This window comes from Halorubrum pallidum, from assembly GCF_055380345.1.
This window is the reverse complement of sequence record NZ_AP043945.1, coordinates 1,340,483-1,357,385: the sequence shown is the minus strand read 5'-3', so window position 1 is coordinate 1,357,385 and position 16,903 is coordinate 1,340,483. Positions and strand designations below refer to the sequence as shown.

Annotated in this window: 15 protein-coding genes and 1 tRNA gene; 6 read left to right on the top strand and 10 right to left on the bottom strand. The window is 66.6% G+C overall.

Annotation, left to right across the window (positions count from 1 at the left end):
- The first annotated feature begins 87 nt into the window (after nt 1-87).
- Together ACZ45C_RS08615 and ACZ45C_RS08610 are read left to right on the top strand one after the other, a co-directional pair.
- Nucleotides 88-1,116, top strand: a complete 1,029-nt coding sequence (locus ACZ45C_RS08615) for a glycosyltransferase (RefSeq protein ID WP_460558477.1) — start codon at nt 88-90, stop codon at nt 1,114-1,116.
- Nucleotides 1,117-2,769 carry a DUF2070 family protein gene (locus tag ACZ45C_RS08610; RefSeq protein WP_460558475.1) on the top strand — a complete coding sequence of 551 codons (1,653 nt, stop codon included), beginning with the start codon at nt 1,117-1,119 and terminating at the stop codon, nt 2,767-2,769.
- 34 nt (nt 2,770-2,803) lie between these two features.
- On the opposite strand, the gene gatE is transcribed toward ACZ45C_RS08610, so the two are convergent.
- Both gatE and ACZ45C_RS08600 read right to left on the bottom strand, forming a co-directional pair.
- The gene (gene gatE, locus ACZ45C_RS08605) at nt 2,804-4,687 is read right to left on the bottom strand and encodes a Glu-tRNA(Gln) amidotransferase subunit GatE (protein WP_460558473.1); all 1,884 of its coding nucleotides are present in this window, start codon (nt 4,685-4,687) and stop codon (nt 2,804-2,806) included.
- A 406-nt stretch (nt 4,688-5,093) separates the two neighbouring features.
- A tRNA-Leu gene (locus tag ACZ45C_RS08600) sits at nt 5,094-5,178 on the bottom strand.
- Nucleotides 5,179-5,360: 182 nt separating this feature from the next.
- Between ACZ45C_RS08600 and ACZ45C_RS08595 the strand changes: the two genes are divergently transcribed.
- Complete coding sequence (locus tag ACZ45C_RS08595; RefSeq protein WP_460558471.1) at nt 5,361-5,921, top strand: DUF420 domain-containing protein; 561 nt, start codon at nt 5,361-5,363, stop codon at nt 5,919-5,921.
- 16 nt (nt 5,922-5,937) lie between these two features.
- On the opposite strand, the gene ACZ45C_RS08590 is transcribed toward ACZ45C_RS08595, so the two are convergent.
- The 8 genes from ACZ45C_RS08590 to ACZ45C_RS08555 form a co-directional block, all read right to left on the bottom strand.
- Complete coding sequence (locus tag ACZ45C_RS08590) at nt 5,938-6,636, bottom strand: halocyanin domain-containing protein (RefSeq protein WP_460558469.1); 699 nt, start codon at nt 6,634-6,636, stop codon at nt 5,938-5,940.
- Between the two features lie 250 nt (nt 6,637-6,886).
- The gene (purF, locus tag ACZ45C_RS08585; protein WP_460558467.1) at nt 6,887-8,386 is read right to left on the bottom strand and encodes an amidophosphoribosyltransferase; all 1,500 of its coding nucleotides are present in this window, start codon (nt 8,384-8,386) and stop codon (nt 6,887-6,889) included.
- A 183-nt stretch (nt 8,387-8,569) separates the two neighbouring features.
- The gene (locus tag ACZ45C_RS08580) at nt 8,570-8,953 is read right to left on the bottom strand and encodes a DUF5820 family protein (RefSeq protein ID WP_460558465.1); all 384 of its coding nucleotides are present in this window, start codon (nt 8,951-8,953) and stop codon (nt 8,570-8,572) included.
- Nucleotides 8,954-9,035: 82 nt separating this feature from the next.
- Nucleotides 9,036-11,225: a ribosome rescue protein RqcH gene (gene rqcH / locus ACZ45C_RS08575; protein ID WP_460558463.1), complete on the bottom strand. Its 2,190-nt coding sequence runs from the start codon at nt 11,223-11,225 to the stop codon at nt 9,036-9,038.
- A gap of 84 nt (nt 11,226-11,309) precedes the next feature.
- Nucleotides 11,310-12,485, bottom strand: coding sequence for an inorganic phosphate transporter (locus ACZ45C_RS08570; RefSeq protein WP_460558461.1), 1,176 nt, complete (start codon nt 12,483-12,485; stop codon nt 11,310-11,312).
- A gap of 9 nt (nt 12,486-12,494) precedes the next feature.
- Nucleotides 12,495-12,956 carry a YeeE/YedE family protein gene (locus ACZ45C_RS08565; protein ID WP_460558459.1) on the bottom strand — a complete coding sequence of 154 codons (462 nt, stop codon included), beginning with the start codon at nt 12,954-12,956 and terminating at the stop codon, nt 12,495-12,497.
- Nucleotides 12,957-13,023: 67 nt separating this feature from the next.
- Complete coding sequence (locus tag ACZ45C_RS08560; protein ID WP_460558457.1) at nt 13,024-13,581, bottom strand: YeeE/YedE family protein; 558 nt, start codon at nt 13,579-13,581, stop codon at nt 13,024-13,026.
- Between the two features lie 8 nt (nt 13,582-13,589).
- Complete coding sequence (locus ACZ45C_RS08555; protein ID WP_460558843.1) at nt 13,590-14,783, bottom strand: MBL fold metallo-hydrolase; 1,194 nt, start codon at nt 14,781-14,783, stop codon at nt 13,590-13,592.
- 249 nt (nt 14,784-15,032) lie between these two features.
- Here ACZ45C_RS08555 and ACZ45C_RS08550 point away from each other — a divergent pair, with 249 nt between their 5' ends.
- From ACZ45C_RS08550 to ACZ45C_RS08540, 3 genes are all read left to right on the top strand, one after another.
- Nucleotides 15,033-15,278: a sulfurtransferase TusA family protein gene (locus ACZ45C_RS08550; protein WP_460558455.1), complete on the top strand. Its 246-nt coding sequence runs from the start codon at nt 15,033-15,035 to the stop codon at nt 15,276-15,278.
- A gap of 2 nt (nt 15,279-15,280) precedes the next feature.
- A complete protein-coding gene (locus ACZ45C_RS08545) occupies nt 15,281-15,850 on the top strand; it encodes a DsrE/DsrF/DrsH-like family protein (RefSeq protein ID WP_460558453.1) in 570 nt (189 codons plus the stop codon).
- Between the two features lie 210 nt (nt 15,851-16,060).
- The gene (locus ACZ45C_RS08540; protein WP_460558451.1) at nt 16,061-16,894 is read left to right on the top strand and encodes an MBL fold metallo-hydrolase; all 834 of its coding nucleotides are present in this window, start codon (nt 16,061-16,063) and stop codon (nt 16,892-16,894) included.
- Nucleotides 16,895-16,903: the final 9 nt, after the last annotated feature.

Genomic DNA, 16,903 nt, shown 5'->3' with positions numbered 1-16,903 from the left:
CGCTCTCCTCCGAGCGGCGCGTGCGGTTGATTCAGTGTCCACCGAGAGACGCCTCCAGCGGACCGACGCTCGCAGACGGATCTTCGCATGAATATCGGATTCTTCACCGACAGCTACTTCCCCGGCATCGACGGCGTCACCTACACCATCAGCGCGTGGCGCGATCGGCTCCGAGACCGCGGCCACGACGTGTACGTCGTCTATCCCGAGAGCAGCCACGACCCCGACGAGAACGAACTCCCCGTCCCGTCCCTGCCGAACCCCCTGTACAAGCAGTACCGCGTGCCGATCTACCGACGTATTTCCACGCTTCCGGACTTCGACGTGGTCCACTGCCACGGTCCGGCGGCGACCGGACTGATGGGGCGTCGATACGCGAACCGCCGGGGCGTGAAGTCTGTCTACACGCACCACACCCCGGTCGAGGACTACTTCGTGCAAGGGCTCAAATCGGAGACCCTCGCGCGTGCCGCAGGGCGACTGTACGTCGCCTACGAGAACCGGCTCCTCCGGTCGTTCGACTGCGTGACCGCCTCGACCGATCGGATACGCCGCGACGTGACTCCCCGAACGCTCCCCGTCGGTATCGAGATGGACACGTTCCGCCCGACCGATCCGCTCTTCGAGTCCGACGATCCCGTGATCGGTTACAGCGGCCGAATGACTCGAAAGAAACACGTCGACGAGATCCTCCGTCTGGCCGAGCGGCGGCCCGACCTCCGGTTCGAACTCGTCGGGGAGGGACCGGTTCGAGACTCGCTCGACCGCGCGGCCCCGGACAACGTGCGGCTCCGAGATTTCCTGCCCCGCGAGGATCTCCCGGCGTTTTACGCCGCGCTCGACGTGTTCGTCACGGCCTCGACGTGTGACACGCTCGGCCTCTCGACGCTCGAAGCGAACGCCTGCGGCACGCCCGTCGCGGCCGCCGACGTGTCGCCGTTCGACGAGACGATCGGTCGAGACAACGGCGCGCGGTTCGCCCACGGCGACCTCGACGACATGGAGCGCGCGGTGGCCGACTGTCTCGATCGCAACCGACCGACGCGCGACGCCGTCGAGAAGTACTCCATCGAGCGGACGGTAGACGAACTCGAAGCGATCTACGGGGTGACGTAGATGGGCGCAGACAACGTCGACGTCTTCCAGCGGCTGGTGTTCAGCGTCCCGTCCCTTTCGGTACAAATTCCGGCGCTCGCGGGACTTAGCCTCGTGTACAGCGCGATCGCGTTCGCCGCCATCACGGCGTTCACCCCGATCGATTCCGCGCCAGCGAGCGTGCTTCCGGTCGCGATCCTGCTGTTTTTGCTCCCGTTCGCGTTCGCCGCCGAACTGTTCCCCCGGACACTATCGCGGTACCCCCGCACCTGGAGTTACTTTCTGGCCCTGACGAGCCAGTTCGTCATGTTCGTCTACGCGCTTGTGCTCTCCGGCGCGAACGACATCGGGAACGCGTGGAGCATCATCTGGCTGTGTTTCATCACACTGTACCTGCTCAACATCCTGGTGCTCGTGATCTCGACGGGGATCGACCGATACAAGCGGATACTCCTCGTCTCGCTGGCCGAGCCGGCCGCGCTCATCGTCGCCTTCTACGCGGTCGGGGGCGGCGGCGACCTCGGCTTCTCGACGTACCGGCACGTCTTCGCGTTCGCGTCGCTGCTCATCGCGGCGGCGTTTCTGGTGTTCGTGCTGCTCGTCGTCGACTACCTGATCCGGAGCAACACCGACGTGTCGGCGTTCGAACTCACCTCGGGAATCCTACGGAACGACCGGGCCTCTCTCGACCTCGGCGTCGAGGCCCGCCCCGCCGTCGAGACTCTGGTCATAGACAACGGCGACCGGCTCAGACTGGTCGCGCCGTGGGTGCATCCCGGACCGCTCGGCGGGTTCGGCGGCGGACAGCTCAGCGGGAACGTGATCGACGCGCTGAACGAGGACGGCGAGAGCGGCTTCTTCGTGCACGTCCCGTGTACTCACAAAGAGGACCTCTCGAACCCCGAGGACGCGACGAAGATCTTGGAGGCCGTCAGCGAGCCGACCGGCGTCACGCAGGCGTCGCGACTCGTGCACGAGGACTACGGCGAAATAGAGTTCTACGGCCGCCGCATCGGTGACAAGCAGGTCGTCTTCCTCCACGGCGAGGGCATCGACGACTACGACACGGGGGTGTTCATGCGCGACGTCGACGAGGACGAGGTGCTCCTCGTGGACCTGCACAAACACGACCTGCAGGACGGCCCCGAAAAGGAGGTGCTGTACGGCTCCGCCGAAGCCGACCGACTGAAGGCGCACTTCGACGACTTCCGCGACGGACTCGCCGAGGTGCCGGTTCACGACTACGCCGCCGGCTTCGAGGTCGTCCGGTCGACGCAGGACGTGGTGGCGATCGTCGAACGCGTGGACGGCGAGTCGGTCCTGCTCATGGGGATCGACACGAACGGGATCACTCCGGACGTGCGGGCGTTGGCGGCGGAGTACGAGGCGGAGTTCGACGACGTGCTCGTCTTCTCGACGGACACGCACGCCTCCATCCACGAACTCGCGAACATGACCCGCTCGGACGTCGAGGCGCTCGAAGGGGCCGTCGAGCGCGCGGCCGCGGACGTGGCCCCCGCGACGGTCGGACTCGCCAGCCGACGGACCCGGCCGCTCAAACTGCTCAAGACCGACTACAACGGGTTGGTGTTCAGCGTCAACATCCTCATCCGGTTGACGATAATCGCGCTGTTCATCCTCTACGTGGTGCTCGTGTTGTGGCTGTTCTTCTGACGACGCCGCGATCGTCGCCGGCTCTTCGCGGCGCTTACGACCGCTTGCCGATCTCCTCGCGGAGCACGTCCGAGACCACTTCGCCGTCCGCCTTCCCGCGCAGCGCGCCCATCGCCTCGCCCATCAGGCCGGAGAACGCGGCCATCCCCTCCTCGTCGATCTGACCGGCGTTGCGCTCGACGACCTCGACGACTGCCTCGCGGACCTCGGCCTCGCTCACACCGGAGAGCCCGGCCTCTTCGACAGCTTCCGCGGCCGACAGCGTCGGGTCCTCGGCGAGCGTCGCCAGCACCTCGGGAACGCCCTCCTTCGCGAGGTCGCCGTCCTCGACGAGCGCGAAGAGGTCGAGGAAGTGCTCGTCGGAGAGGTTCTTGACGGGCGCGCCGTCGCGTCTGATCTCCGTGGTCGTCGATTCGAGCGTCGAGGCGGCGAAGGTGGGGTCGACTCCGCGCTCGACCGCCGTCTCGAACAGCGGGAAGCGCTGCCCGAACGCGACCTGCTCTGCGAGTCCCGCGTCGAGACCGAACTCCTCGACGTATCGGTCCGTCTTCTCGTCGAGGAGTTCCGGCCGGTCGACTTCCGTCGGGTCGGGCTCGACCGGCGGCACGTCCGTCTCGGGGTACATCCGCGCGGCTCCGGGGAGCGGTCTGAGGTACCGCGTCGTCCCGTCGTCGTTCGCGCCGCGGGTCTCCTCGGGGACGCCCTCGACGGCGGTCTCGGCGCGGTCGGCAGCGGCCTCGATCGCGAGGTCTGCGGTCTCGGGGTCGGCGGCGACGATGGCGACCGCGTCTCCCTCGCCCGCGTCGACCGCGTCGCGGAGGGCGTCGACCTCCTCGTCCGTGACACCATAGGCCGGCAGCTCGTCGGTGTGGAAGATGCCGCCAGCGCCGTGGCGCTTCGCGTGGTCGGAGAACTCGGTCCCGAGCCGCCGGTCCGGCTGGATCTCTCGACCCACGAGCCCGTCGAATCCGAACAGGGGAACCGCCGTCACCTTCCCGCCCGAATCGAGCGCGGCGCGGATGACGCCCGATTCGGTGTCCGAAAAGACGTCCGTCACGTCGCGTGCGTCGCCGACGTCCGCGTCGCGCTCACGGAGTTCGTCGCGGATGTCGAGCAGTTCGGCCTGTCGACCCACTTCGCCGCGGACGATCGCTTCGATCCCCGCCAGATCCTGCACGCCTTTCACCTCGACGCGCGCGCCGTCGGCGATGGAGACGTTGACGTCCTGCCGGATCGTCCCGAGGCCGCGTTTGACCGCGCCGGTCGAGCGGAGCAGCATCCCGATGCGCGCCGCGGCCTCGCGTGCGCCCTCGGGGCTCCGGATGTCCGGGCCCGTCCCGATCTCGACGAGGGGGACGCCGAGCCGGTCGAGCGAGTAGACGACGCCGTCGTCGGTCTCTTCGACCCGCTTTGCGGACTCCTCTTCCAACATGAGGTCAGCGATGGAGACGGACCCCTCGCTCGTCTCGATCTCGCCGTTCTGTCCGAGCAGGATCGACCGCTGGAATCCAGACGTGTTCGACCCGTCGATGACGAGCTTGCGCATCACGTGCGCCTGATCGACGACCGAAATGTCGAGCAAGTCGGCGATCTGGAGCGCGACCGACAGCGCCTCGTCGTCGACGCGCCGGGGCGGCTCGTCGTCCTCCTCGACGAGACACGTACTGTCGTACGCGAGGTAGGTGAACTCCCGGTCGACGCGGCTCTCCTCCACCGCGGCGTCGTCGAGTTCGCCCAGTTCGCTCTTCGTCGGGTGGAGCCGTCGGGTGATCTCTCGGTCGGACTCCGCCGGGTCGCGTTCGGTCGTGGGGGAGTCACAGAACAGCTTCGTCTCCGTGTCCAGCTGCTGGTGGATCTCCAGCCCGGCGACGAGTCCCAGCTCCTCGTGGTCGTACGCGGGGGTCGCGTCCTCGCTCATTAGGCGTTCCTCCGACGGCGCGCGACTAAAAGGGTGGCAGTTCGCGGGTGTCCGGTGAGCGCCCGCGGGAGCGCGACGGTCAGTCTCGGACAACGACGCGGTGTCTAATAGCAAGTGTGCGTGACGCGTGTCCGCGAGACCGCCCCGCGACCGAGCAGGGAGAGGTCAGAAGTCTCTCTGGCAGCCAGCTCGGAGCGCCAGAGACGGCACCGCGCGAGCGACGAGGTTAGGGAGGCCTGCGGTGCGGTTACGGTGCGAGGCGGGACTCAAAAGATGTCGTTTCTGAGTATACACGTCCAAACGGATCGGTGACGTCGGCACTCCTCGCGTAGCGGTCGAAAGGAATTGCGCGTGGGTGCTGTCGTAGAGACAACACCGTGCATCGTGGGGGTGTACCCCGTAGCGATGCGTGGGACCGGATTTGAACCGGCGGACCTCTACAGGACAGCGCCCTCAACGCTGCGCCGTTGGCCTGGCTTGGCTACCCACGCTCGCGGTGTTCTGTCGCGTTTCCCCGTACCCTTCCCCCAATTAAAAGCCCTTCCATTCGACAGTGCCGTGCCGGAGCGTCGCAGACGGTCACCAGTCTCGTCCGTGCGAGTTTCCGTCTGAGGGCGTCCGCCCCGCGTCTCGAACCGGCACGCGTTTGGGCGTCGCGTCCGTGTCACGGATCATGTCCGAGTGGGCCCGAGAGAACGTCCCGATCTTGACCGCCCTCCTGTCGACCGTCGCGCTGTCGCTCGTGTTCGGGGCCGTCGGCGGCGTGATCCCGGGTTCCGTTCTCCCTCGCGCGAGCGACGCGGTGCTCGCCGCGATCCCGCACGTCAACGCCGCGATCTCCGCGACCGCGATCGGCACCATCGCGCTCGGCTGGCGCGCGATCAGCCGCGGCGACGTGGCCCGACACCGCGCGCTCATGCTGACCTCGTTTGCATTGTTCGCGACGTTCCTCGCCGCGTACCTCTACCGACTGATCCACGTGGGGACCGCCGCGTTCTCCGGTCCCGAACTCGTCTACTCATACGTCTACCTCCCGTTCCTCGCGGTCCACATCCTGCTCGCCATCGCGTGCGTCCCGTTCGTGTTCTACGCGCTGCTTCTAGCGGCGACCCGGCCGTACGAAGAGCTGTACTACACGCGCCACGCGCAGGCGGGCTTCGTCGCCGCCGTCCTCTGGCTGATCTCGTTCGCGATGGGGATCGGGGTGTACCTCATGCTGTACCACGCGTTCTGAGGCGCTCGTCGTGGTGTCAGTCTCCGTCGTTCGCCATCTTGTGAGCCGCGTAGAACAGCGGCACGAGTAAGGCCCCGGCGAACCCGAACCCGAGCGCGAGCACGCCGAGGTCGCTCGCGGTGAGGTCGCGCCCTCCGCCGGAACCGTCTCCCCCTTCACCGTCGGACCCGTCACCGCTTCCGTCGTCCTCGCTGCCGCCGTCGGACCCGTCACCGCCGTCTCCCCCTTCGCCGGGGGTCACGAGGTCGTCGTCGACGGACCCGATCGCGATCGACCCCTTCATTCCGGCCGCCTCGTGCGGGGTACAGGAGTAATTGAACGTATCGCCCTCGGCGACGTCCTCGAAGGTGTACTCGAACGTAGTCCCCGACTCCTCGACCGGGTCGCCGCTGTCGAACGCCTCGTCGGTTGCGACGACGTTGTGCGCGCCGCCCTCGCCGGTCCACTCCCAGACGACGGTCGTCCCGGTGTCGATCAGGATCGCCGCCGGACCGAATTTGAGTCCGTCGACCGCGCCGACCTCGACGGTCACCTCGTCCTGTCCGGTGTAATCGTGAGTGCCGTCGTAGTTGTCGACGTCGTCCAACCACCCGTCGTACTGGGCCGTCACGCTCCCGGTACCGGCCGCGACGCCTGCCGCGACGGCCGCACCGGCGGCACCGACTCGGAACAGACCGCGGCGGCTCATCGTCGTGTCGTCGTCGATAGCGTCCATACCCTCACATCCAGTCGTGTACGTATGTAAGTTCCCGATACGCTCCCGTACGGATCACCGGAGTTGGGATCACCGACGCGGGGGTCACCGTTGTAGTGATCTCGGAACGCAAAGCATTGCCATGGAGATCACTCGCCTCGGCGCAGTTCGAATCGGCGCAGTTCGAATCGGCGCAGTTCGAATCGGCGCAGTTCGAATCGGCGCAGTTCGAATCGGCGCAGTTCGTCTCGACGTCAGTCGCCCGCGCGCGTCAGTCGTCGGCCGGCGTCAGATCGGACGCGGCATCGCCGATCGGTCGATCGCTCGCTTCGCCCTCCACGTCGTACGGGTACTCGCCGGTGACACAGCCGAGACAGAGGTCGGCGCGGCTCTCGCCGAGCGCGTCGGCGACGGCGTCAACGGAGAGGTACGACAGCGAGTCGGCACCGACCGCGTCGCGGATCTCCTCGGTCGACGCGTCCGCGGCGATCAGCTCGTCGCGTGTGGCCATGTCGATCCCGAAGTAACAGGGCGCGATGATGGCGGGAGCGCCGATCCGAAGGTGGACCTCCTCGGCTCCCGCCTCGCGGACGAGGTCGACGAGCTGCGTGGAGGTCGTCCCGCGAACGATCGAGTCGTCGATGATGGTGACCGACTTCCCCTCGACGGTCGATTTGATCGGGTTGAGCTTCAGCCGCACCGCGCGCTCGCGCTCGTCCTGCGTCGGCATGATGAACGTCCGCCCCACGTAGCGGTTCTTCATCAGCCCCTCCGCGAACTCGATACCGCCGTCTCCCTCGGGACGCGGGTCGCCGTCGGCGGTGGTCTCGCCCGCGGCGTCGGCGTAGCCGGAGGCGAACGCGCGCCCGGAGTCGGGAACGGGCATCACCACGTCGGACTCGACGCCCGACTCCTCCCAGAGCTTCCGCCCCAACGCTCGCCGGACCTCGTACACGAGGTTCTCGTCGATGACGGAGTCGGGACGCGCGAAGTAAACGTGTTCGAAGAAACAGTGGGCGGTGGAGTCGCGATCGACGAGCTGATACGTGTCGTATCCGCTTCCGTCGGGTTCCAAGACCACCAGTTCGCCGGGTCGAACGTCTCGGATCAGCTCCCCGTCGAGGGTGTCGATGGCGGCGGACTCGCTGGCGAGCACGTAGCCGTCGTCGAGATCGCCGAGACAGAGCGGGCGGTTCCCGAGCGGGTCGCGCACGCCCAACACGGTGTCGTCGTGGGTGATCGTGAGCGAGTACGAGCCGTGGATCCGGTTCATCGTGTGCTTGACCGCGCGCACGAGGTCTTCTTCGAGGAGGTTTCGCGCGAGATCGTGGGCGATAACCTCGGTGTCGCCGTCGGAGGTGAACGCGTGTCCGGCGGCTGCGAGTTCCTCGCGGACCTCGTCGGCGTTCACGAGGTTCCCGTTGTGCGAGAGTCCGAGTGAACCCGACTTGAAAGAGACGGAGAAGGGCTGTGCACAGCTCTTATCGAGGCTCCCCGCAGTCGGGTACCGGACGTGACCGATGCCGGTTCCGCCGGAGAGCGACTGCAGATCGCCCTCGTCGAAGGCGTCGCCGACGAGCCCGCGCTCGACGTGGCTGTGCTGTTGGAACCCGTCGTGCGTGACGATCCCCGCCGACTCTTGTCCGCGGTGTTGGAGCGCGTACAGCGCGTAGTACAGTGGCCGCGCGGCCTCTCGGTCCGCGAGCGAGACGCCGACGACGCCGCACTTCTCTCGCGGCTCGTCGGAGGTGTGGTCCCCACCGGCGTTCATACACCCACTAGTGTGTCGGGAGTCGATAAAAACCCTCGTGTTCGTGGCGTTCCCGACCCGGCTCACCGGCGTCGATATCCATATTCGTGGATCGATGTCGCGACGTCGGCGGTGTATCGCAGTCGACGACGAGGCGCAATCGGACCGTCGTCAGCGTCCGTTCCATCCGACACTGGCGGTCGGTCAGTCGTCGCCGACGAGTTCGTCGAGCCGATCGAAGTACGCCTCTCGCGGCACCTGATAGGCGTCGCGGTAGTCCACCTCCCCGGCGGCGAATCGAGTTGCGATCTCGACCGCGGCGTCCGCCCCCGCCTCGCGGGTCTCGCGGGTCTCGGTGACCAGTTCTACCTCGGGCTCCGCGAAGAGCACGACGTGCCACTCGTCGGTCGCGTACTGCCCCGATCCGGGGCGAGCCGTCCGCGCGCCGTTCGTCAGATAGATCGTCGGCAGGCACTCGGGCGGAAGGTCGTCGCCGTCGAACACGTCGGGACGGTACACGAGGATGGCCCGCCCGCTCGGCTCCTCGTTCCACACCTGCCAGCCGTCGGGCAGCGCCGCGAAGCTCATGCGCGTGCTCGGTCGCGGAGGCTTGAAAGGGTCGCGTTCCGGTGCGGCTCGCGGCGTCTCCCCCGGTCGTTCGCCGATCCCCTCAGTCGACGATATCGGAGCCGCCCGACGGCAGGAACTCTTGGAGCAGGTCCGCGCTCGCCACCTTCCGCACGAACGACTGGTCTGCGAACCGGTCTTTCAGCCGGCGATACACCATCATCGCGGCGTCGTTTTGCGCGTACATCCCGGGCTCCAGCGTGACGCTCGCCGCCGCGCGGTCGACGATCGCCGAGGGCGGCCCGCCGATCGCGCGGGTGACCGGCTCGCACTGGACGCCGACCGCGACCCGGCAGGCGACGTCCTCGAAGTAGGTGCGGTCCCCGCGGATCACGAAGCTCCCCTTCTCGATATACTCGCCGCTCTCCGGCGTCTTCGACACCTGATCGGGGTCGACCATGTAGGCGTCGCCCGCGCCGCGGCCGTCCTTCCAGTCCGAGGAGTACGACACCGCGAACTGCGCGGCCTCCCGCAGAGTCTCCTCCGAGAAGTCGACCGGATCCGCGGACTCCGAGGGACCGGCCGCCTTCAGCAGGGTCACCGGACCGCCGTGCGCCTGCGTGTGGAAGAACCGGTCGTGTTTGCCCATGTACTTTTTCACCAGCTCCTCGTTCTGGTCGGCGTTACGCCCGCCGATAACGAGGTACCCCGTCGAGGTGTGGAACCAGCGGAACCGCTCGTACCAGTCGTCGGGGTTCCGGATGGGGATCGACGAGCGCGAGAGCCAGTCGGTCTCGTATTCCTCGTCGTCTTCGGCGTCCGCCTCGCCCGCCTCGTCTCCGTCGTCGGCCGCGTCGTTCGCCACCCACTCCGCCTTGCGCTCTCTGACCGCCTCCAACTCCTCGCGGGTCGACTCGATTGCCTCCATCGCGCCCTCCTTTTTCCCCTCGATCCGCTTGGCCTCCCGATACAGCCGATCGGCGTTGACTTCGACGCCCGCGCTCGCGTCGAGTTCGATCTCGGTCGCGTTCCCGTCCTCGCCGTCGAGTTCGATCGTCACGGTCCCCTCGCCGCCGTCGACGTCGACGACGGCCTCGGCGGCGGGGATCCCGCGTTCCGCGCCCGCGGCGAGGGTGTCGGCGATATCGTCCCACGACACCTCGTTCGCGCGGGCGTCCCGTACGGTCGAGAGCACCTCGTCGACGAGGTCGTAGTTGGCGTAGAGGAGTTCGGCGCGCTCACGCTCGCGCTCGGCCTGCTCTTCGAACCCGCCGATTGCGCCCTCCTGCTGTTCGATAATCCGCTCCTGTTTGGCGATCTCCTCCTCGAAGTCGGGTCGAGACGGACTCGCGTCAGCGGGCGCGGCGTCGTCGCCGGTCTCGGCGCGTCGTTCGAGCCGATAGAAGTACTCGTCGACGGCGGCGTTGAACGAGTCGAAGCCGACGCTCGGGAGCCCCTCGTGTTCCGCGAGCGGGAACGGCGTCACGTCGACCACACGGGTTTCGGGCTCGTCGCCGTCGGTGGCGTCGCTGTCGCCGTCGAGCACCTCCTCGTACACGCGCGGGTCGACGTCTCCGGAGCGGAGCCGCTCTGCGATGTCTGCGAGCGCGTCGTGAAGCGCGCGAAGCTGGTCGTCTGTCACCTCTGCGATCGGCGTCTCCTTCTCGACGCCTGCGCGGGTACACACCTCCTCCGCGTACAGGCCGCCGAGGTTGAGTTGCGTCGCCAGCGTCCGCACCACGTCGCTGTCGGACTCGCGCATGTGCCGCTCGAACCCGCCGAAGCTCACGTCGAGCGGGTTCAACCGCGAGGCCGGGTACTCGTACTGCGCGCCGGGTGCAACCGTTCTCGACTTGAGTCTGACCGTCTCCAACGCCCCGACGACCGCGCCGGTCTCGTCGAGAACGGCGACGTTCCCCTGTCCGAACAGCTCGGCGACGAGAGTGGTGTTCTCGTCGTCGCGCTCGAACTCGAACGTGAGGATGCGGTCGAACTCGTACTGCTCGACGCCGACGAAGTCGGCCCCCGACAACCGGTTGCGCAGCATCTTCGCGAAGTTCGGCGGGCGTCCGGGTGCGTCCGCGACGTGCTCGGCGTCCGCGACGTGCGCGCGTTTCACGTCGCCCACCTCTATCATGAGTTCGACCCGACCGCGGTCGAAGTCGCGGAGCTTCAGGCGAACGAGGTCGTCGTCGTAGCGGTACGCCTTATCGACCTTCGCGCCCTCGTACCGGTTGAGTTCGGTGACGAGCGCGCCGAGGTCGACGCTCGACAGCTCCCGCTTCGGATCCATACGTGTCGAACAGGCGGACGGGAAAAAGACGTGTCGTTGTGGGGACGCGCTCAGAGGGGTCGGACCGGCCGGGGAGTGGTACAGTCACAGGAGGAGGAACGCGGCGGCGTACGCAAGCGTGAACGAAAGCCCGAACGATCCCACCCACGCCCCCACAGTCAGGAGGATCTTTCGGGCGCTCACGGCTGCCCGGCCGCCGACCGCCGCGCCGCTCCCGATGATGGCGCTGACGACGATTTCGTTGAACGAGACCGGAACGCCCAGCAACACCGCAATCTGTGCGATCAGGAACGACGGGACGAGCGCAGAGATGGAGCGCCGCGGCCCGAGAGACGAGTAGTCCTGGGCGATCGACTTGATCATCCGCGGCGCACCCGTCCACGACCCGACGAGCATTCCGAGGCCACCGCCGACGAGCACGGCGAACGTCGAAACCGTCCCCACCTCGTCGAGCAGCGGCAGCAGCGGCCCGACCGCGAGCCCGACCTGGCTCCCACCCGCGGAGAACGCCACGAGCGACCCGAGAGCCAGTAGCACCCGACGCAGGCCGCCGCGTTCGTCGCGATTGACGTCCCACCAGACGACAGCCGCGACGACTAGAGCCGCGAAGCCGGTAATACTGACTGCCGAGGCGAGCCCGTCGATTGCGAGCAGCTGCTGTCCGAAACCGCGGAGTGTTCCTGACGTGCCCCCCTCATTCAGGAAGCTGAACTGGACGTTCACGAGGACGGCTCCGACAAGGCCGGCGAGGACAGGAATGCTGTACCGCTCGGGGACATCGGGACGGGGGAGGAGGCTCGCGATTGTGAACGCGATACCACCACCGACGAACGGCGTCAACACCCAGATGGCGGCGATCTGGCGGTACTTCGGCCAGACCGGCGTGCCACCAAGGGCGAGGCCGACACCGATGACGGCGCCTGTCACGGTGAACGCCGTCGCGATCGGATAGCCGGTCGTGATACCGACCGCCATCAGCCCCGCGCCCAACACGAGCACGAGGATGACGCCGGCGATCGGCAGGCTGATGCCGCCGACGAGGCCACTCCCGACGGCTTCCGAGACGTTCCCTCCCTGCGTGACGGCGCCGGCGAAGCCGAACATGCCGACGAGAAAGGCGGCGCGCATCGTCCCGATGGCGTTCGCACCGACCGCGGGGGCGTACGGAGTTGCACCGCTCGACCCGGCGCCGATGACCCAGGCCATGAACAGGCTGGCGAGCGCTGCACCGACGAAGAGGGCGATGAGAGCGGGGTCCATAGAAGTGAGTTAGTCTGCGCCAGTTACGGCGGTGTCACGCGCCTGACTGCGGCTCCGCCAGTAGCCCTGGGCGTACGCGCCGAGGAACATCCCGGCGAGCGCCCAGAGGATCGTGATGTTGCCGACACCGAGGCTCGCGTACGCGGCGCCCGGACAGATGCCGGAGAGTCCCCAGCCGACGCCGAAGACGGCGCCGCCGACCAGGACGTTCCGGTCGAACGGTTTCAGGCGCCGCTCGTAGGGGTCACCTGTAAGGGGTGCGGCATCTCGGATCTGTGGCAGCAGCGCGAACGCGACCCCGGAGACGATAGCGGCCCCGAACATGACGAACGGGAGGCCGAGGTCGTCGAACTGGAGGAAGTTCAGCACGACCTCCGGCCGCGCCATGTGGCTGAACCCGAGCCCGAATCCGAACACGATGCCGCCGACGAAGATCAACGGCTTGAACAGCGGATGGCGGTCGTCGCTCACGTGTCTCTCCCTCCGGTCGCTCCCGGTCGCGCGTTTCGGGACTCTCGCTCCACTCGAGTTTCGCAGCTCATGGGCTCACCCCCAGCGCGGCGACGACCTGTGCGGTCCCGATGGCCACGGTCAGGAACGTCGCGACGCCGACCAACGACGTCTTCGACGCCGAGCCGACGCCGCAGACGCCGTGCCCGGACGTACAGCCCTTGCCGATTCGGGTCCCGATACCGACCAGGATGCCGCCGATAAACAGTCGCCACGGTTGGATGTCGGTCGTCCAGAGCGTCATTCCGGCGACCTCGTACAGCCGGCCGGTCGTTCCGGGTTCGTACAGCGGGCTCGTGACCAGCCCGGACTGGAACGTCGCCGCGAACGCCAGCCCGCCCAAGATGATGCCGGCCGTGAACACGAGCCGCCAGTCACGCGAGCCGACGTACCGCTGGAAGCGGGACTGGTCGGACACGTACGACAGCGTCGACTCCAGGAACGTACTCGCCCCGGCCGGAATTCCCGTCCCGATGTAGATGAGGACGGTTCCGAGACCGACGAGCAGTCCGCCGACGGCATACCGACTGATCCCGTTAGGGAACAGGTCGGCAGCCGCCTGGAGCAGTACTGGGTCAGCAACCATCGGCGTCGTTAGTCACCCGCGAGGGAGTCCTGGCTGGCTGCACAGTTGTTCGGCCCGAGTTCGAGGGTGAACGCTTCCTCGTCGTCGACGGCGTTCTGGCCGAGGTTCGTCGCGATGATGTCCTCGTAGTTGGCCGGCCGCGGCGGCATGTCCGAGAGGATGAGATCGACGAAGTCGTCCTCGTCCATCGTGAGTGCGTCCATCTCCTCGACCAACTTGCCGATCGGTGCAGTGTAAGTACCGTCCGCAGCGGGCTCGGCAGCGTCGCTGAAGTGCGCGCCACCAACGAGCGTGTCGTCGGGCAGCGTCAGCACGCGCTCTTGTAGGGACTCGTAGAGCATGCGCGCGGCGTCGGGTGCGCCGTCGTCGCCCTCTTCGAGGTCGGGGCGGGCGACGCTCTCGACGAACAGCCCGTCACCGGTCGCGAGCAGGCCGTCGTCGACGAGGTACGACGTCATCCCGGTCGTGTGGCCGGGCGTGTAGACCGCTTCGATGGTGGCGTCGCCGACCTGGAAGGTGTCGGCGTCCGCGGCCGTGATCAGCTCGTCCGCGTAGGTGACCCCGCGGTCGACGGCGGCCTCGGGGATGACGCCCTCGATGCCCTCTGCGTCGAGGTCGCGCACGCCTGAGACATGGTCGGCGTGGACGTGCGTGTCCAATGCGTACTTCAGGTCGACGCCGAGTTCGTCCGCGTCCTCGAGGTAGCGGTCGGTGAACGCCCGCAGCGGGTCGATGATGGCGGCCTCGCCCTCGTCGTAGAGGAGATATCCGAGGCAGCCGGAAGAGGGGCGCTGATACTGGAGGAGCGTGCCGGCGCCGTCGTAGCGCTCGACTTCGACGACCTCGTAGATGCTCGCCCAGCCGTTCATGCCGTCCTCGAGGTGGTTCACGTCGTAATCACGCTCGGCGAGCGTGCCCGCGACGAACTCGCTGGATCCCCCCTTCGCACACAGGACGGTCACCTTGCGGTCGTCGGGGATCTGCTCGAGAATCCCCTCGTCGATGTCGTCCTCGAGGAACTCGAAGTACGGGATGTTGATCGACGTGACGTTCTCGCCGTCGATGCGCCACTCCCCGTAGTCTGATTGCATGCGCGCGTCGAGGAGTGTGACGTCCTCGCCGGCGTCGATACGGTCTTTGAGCGATTCCGGGTCGACAGTTTCGACGTCGACGTCCGGAGTCGGGAAGTCATCGGCGTTCATGTTGTGCAGTCGTTTGTACTTGGTGGACATACAAAAGCATTTGCATAGATGTTCCTAAACTACACAATACTAATTCGGAGAATAGACGGCCTGTCTTCCCCAGATATTCGAAATCAAGTATATAAGCCAGTATCTGGAGGGTATCTCGCTGATTGGATTATTGTAGTATTCCCAAGAACCGACAATCTTTTACTTGGGTGGAGGGTATTGTGCGATAGCTCCAATATAGACAAACGGAGCAGATAACCAATGAGTGCTGAATTCGACATTACGGAGACGCTAGACGTGAAAGGTGCATCGTGTCCAATGCCGGTTGTGAAGACGAAGTCCGCCATCGACGAGTTCGCCGAGGGTGAGGTCCTCGAAGTACTGGCGACCGACCCCGGAAGCATGAGCGACATCGACGGCTGGGCGTCCGGCACCGAGGGCGTCGAGCTCGTCGACCAGGAGGAAGGCGACGGCGTGTACAAACACTACGTCCGCAAGACGGAGTGACAATGAGCACGGATACGCCCGACGCGTCGGCCGACGACGTTCCCTCGCGTGCGGAGCTGGCCGCGCGCGTCGACGAACTCGAGGACGCGATCGCCGAATCCACGGGCGACGACGGCAAGAAGATGAGCATCATCGCGACGAAGGGAACGCTGGACATGGCGTACCCGCCGCTCATCCTCGCCAGTACCGCCGCCGCGTTCGGCTACGACGTGACCGTCTTCCACACGTTCTGGGGGCTCGATATCCTCCACGAGGAGCGATCGAAGAACCTCAAGCTCAGCTCCGTCGGCAACCCCAACATGCCCGTCCCGAACGCCGTCGCGGCGCTCCCGGGTATGGACCGCGTGACGACGAGAATGATGGAGAAGAAGATCGCGGACAACGACACCGCCACCATCGAGGAACTCATCGAGACGAGCCTGGACATGGGCGTGGAGTTCCAGGCCTGTCAGATGACCGTCGACCTGATGGACTACGACGAGGACGACTTCTACGACGGCGTCACCACGGGCGTCGGCGCGGCGACAGCCCTCCAAGACATGTCCGACGCCGACATCCAGCTTCTCGTGTAAACTACCCACCCTACTCCCTCGGCGCTCCGCGCCTCGGTCCTTGTGGGTGTCGTCAGAAGCTCCGCTTCTGACCAACCCCACGCCCAGAAATTCTATATCGCGATATACGATATATTTGTTCAGTCGCGATCAGTATCGTGTCGACGCAACTCAGGCGGATCGTTCGCGAACTCCGGAACGGTTACCCGACACGCACCCGCACAGTGGGGTATGACTGACTCCGACTGGGGCGACTGGCTGCCGCGAGCGGTGGCAGACGCCGACCCCGACACCGTAGCGCTGTGGTACTTGGGCTGTAACGGATTCGCGATCAAGGGAAGCGACGGAACAGTCCTCTGGATCGACCCGTACGTCGGGATCGGAGACCCTCCCAGAACCGTGCGGATGATCCCGGTCCCGTTCGATCCCGCCGACGTCGACGTCGCCGACGCGGTGTTGGCGACCCACGAGCACACCGACCACGTCCACGGCCCGTCGCAGGCTCCGATCCTCGAACGCACCGACGCGGACTTCATCGCTCCGGACGATTCGCTCGCGGTCGCCCGCGTAGAGGAGCGCTGGACGGACGAGTGGGACATCGACGAGGAGGCGTTCACCGAAGTCACCGAGGGCGACGAGGTGCGGATCGGCGAGTTCACCGTTCACGTCGTCGAGACGACGGACGCGGACGCAACGCATCCGGTCGGCTACGTGATCGAACACGACGCGGGCACGCTGTTCCACGCCGGCGACAGCAAACCGTCCGACTCGTTTTCGGACCTCGCGGGTCGGTTCGACATCGACCTCGGCATCCTCGCGTTCGGATCCGTCGGGACCGTTCCGGACAAGGAGACGGGCGAGCCCGTTCGGACGAAGTGGTACAGCGACGAGAACCAGATCGCGGCGGCGGCGAACGACCTCGAACTCGACCGGCTCGTTCCGACTCACTGGGACATGTGGAAGGGCCTGACCGCGGACCCAACGGCGCTCCACGAACACGTCCGAAGCTTCCCGCACCCGAACAGGCTCGAAATCGTCGAGATCGGCGACAGAATCGATCTCTGAGACGGCCAG

Excerpts from the sequence above, each read along its gene's own strand:
- ACZ45C_RS08555 (WP_460558843.1), bottom strand. The coding sequence starts at position 14,783 with ATGAACGCCGATGACTTCCCGACTCCGGACGTCGACGTCGAAACTGTC.
- gatE (WP_460558473.1), bottom strand. The coding sequence starts at position 4,687 with ATGAGCGAGGACGCGACCCCCGCGTACGACCACGAGGAGCTGGGACTC.
- ACZ45C_RS08595 (WP_460558471.1), top strand. The coding sequence starts at position 5,361 with ATGTCCGAGTGGGCCCGAGAGAACGTCCCGATCTTGACCGCCCTCCTG.
- ACZ45C_RS08570 (WP_460558461.1), bottom strand. The coding sequence starts at position 12,485 with ATGGACCCCGCTCTCATCGCCCTCTTCGTCGGTGCAGCGCTCGCCAGC.
- ACZ45C_RS08610 (WP_460558475.1), top strand. The coding sequence starts at position 1,117 with ATGGGCGCAGACAACGTCGACGTCTTCCAGCGGCTGGTGTTCAGCGTC.
- ACZ45C_RS08615 (WP_460558477.1), top strand. The coding sequence starts at position 88 with ATGAATATCGGATTCTTCACCGACAGCTACTTCCCCGGCATCGACGGC.
- ACZ45C_RS08545 (WP_460558453.1), top strand. The coding sequence starts at position 15,281 with ATGAGCACGGATACGCCCGACGCGTCGGCCGACGACGTTCCCTCGCGT.
- rqcH (WP_460558463.1), bottom strand. The coding sequence starts at position 11,225 with ATGGATCCGAAGCGGGAGCTGTCGAGCGTCGACCTCGGCGCGCTCGTC.
- ACZ45C_RS08540 (WP_460558451.1), top strand. The coding sequence starts at position 16,061 with ATGACTGACTCCGACTGGGGCGACTGGCTGCCGCGAGCGGTGGCAGAC.
- purF (WP_460558467.1), bottom strand. The coding sequence starts at position 8,386 with ATGAACGCCGGTGGGGACCACACCTCCGACGAGCCGCGAGAGAAGTGC.
- ACZ45C_RS08590 (WP_460558469.1), bottom strand. The coding sequence starts at position 6,636 with ATGGACGCTATCGACGACGACACGACGATGAGCCGCCGCGGTCTGTTC.
- ACZ45C_RS08560 (WP_460558457.1), bottom strand. The coding sequence starts at position 13,581 with ATGGTTGCTGACCCAGTACTGCTCCAGGCGGCTGCCGACCTGTTCCCT.
- ACZ45C_RS08550 (WP_460558455.1), top strand. The coding sequence starts at position 15,033 with ATGAGTGCTGAATTCGACATTACGGAGACGCTAGACGTGAAAGGTGCA.
- ACZ45C_RS08580 (WP_460558465.1), bottom strand. The coding sequence starts at position 8,953 with ATGAGCTTCGCGGCGCTGCCCGACGGCTGGCAGGTGTGGAACGAGGAG.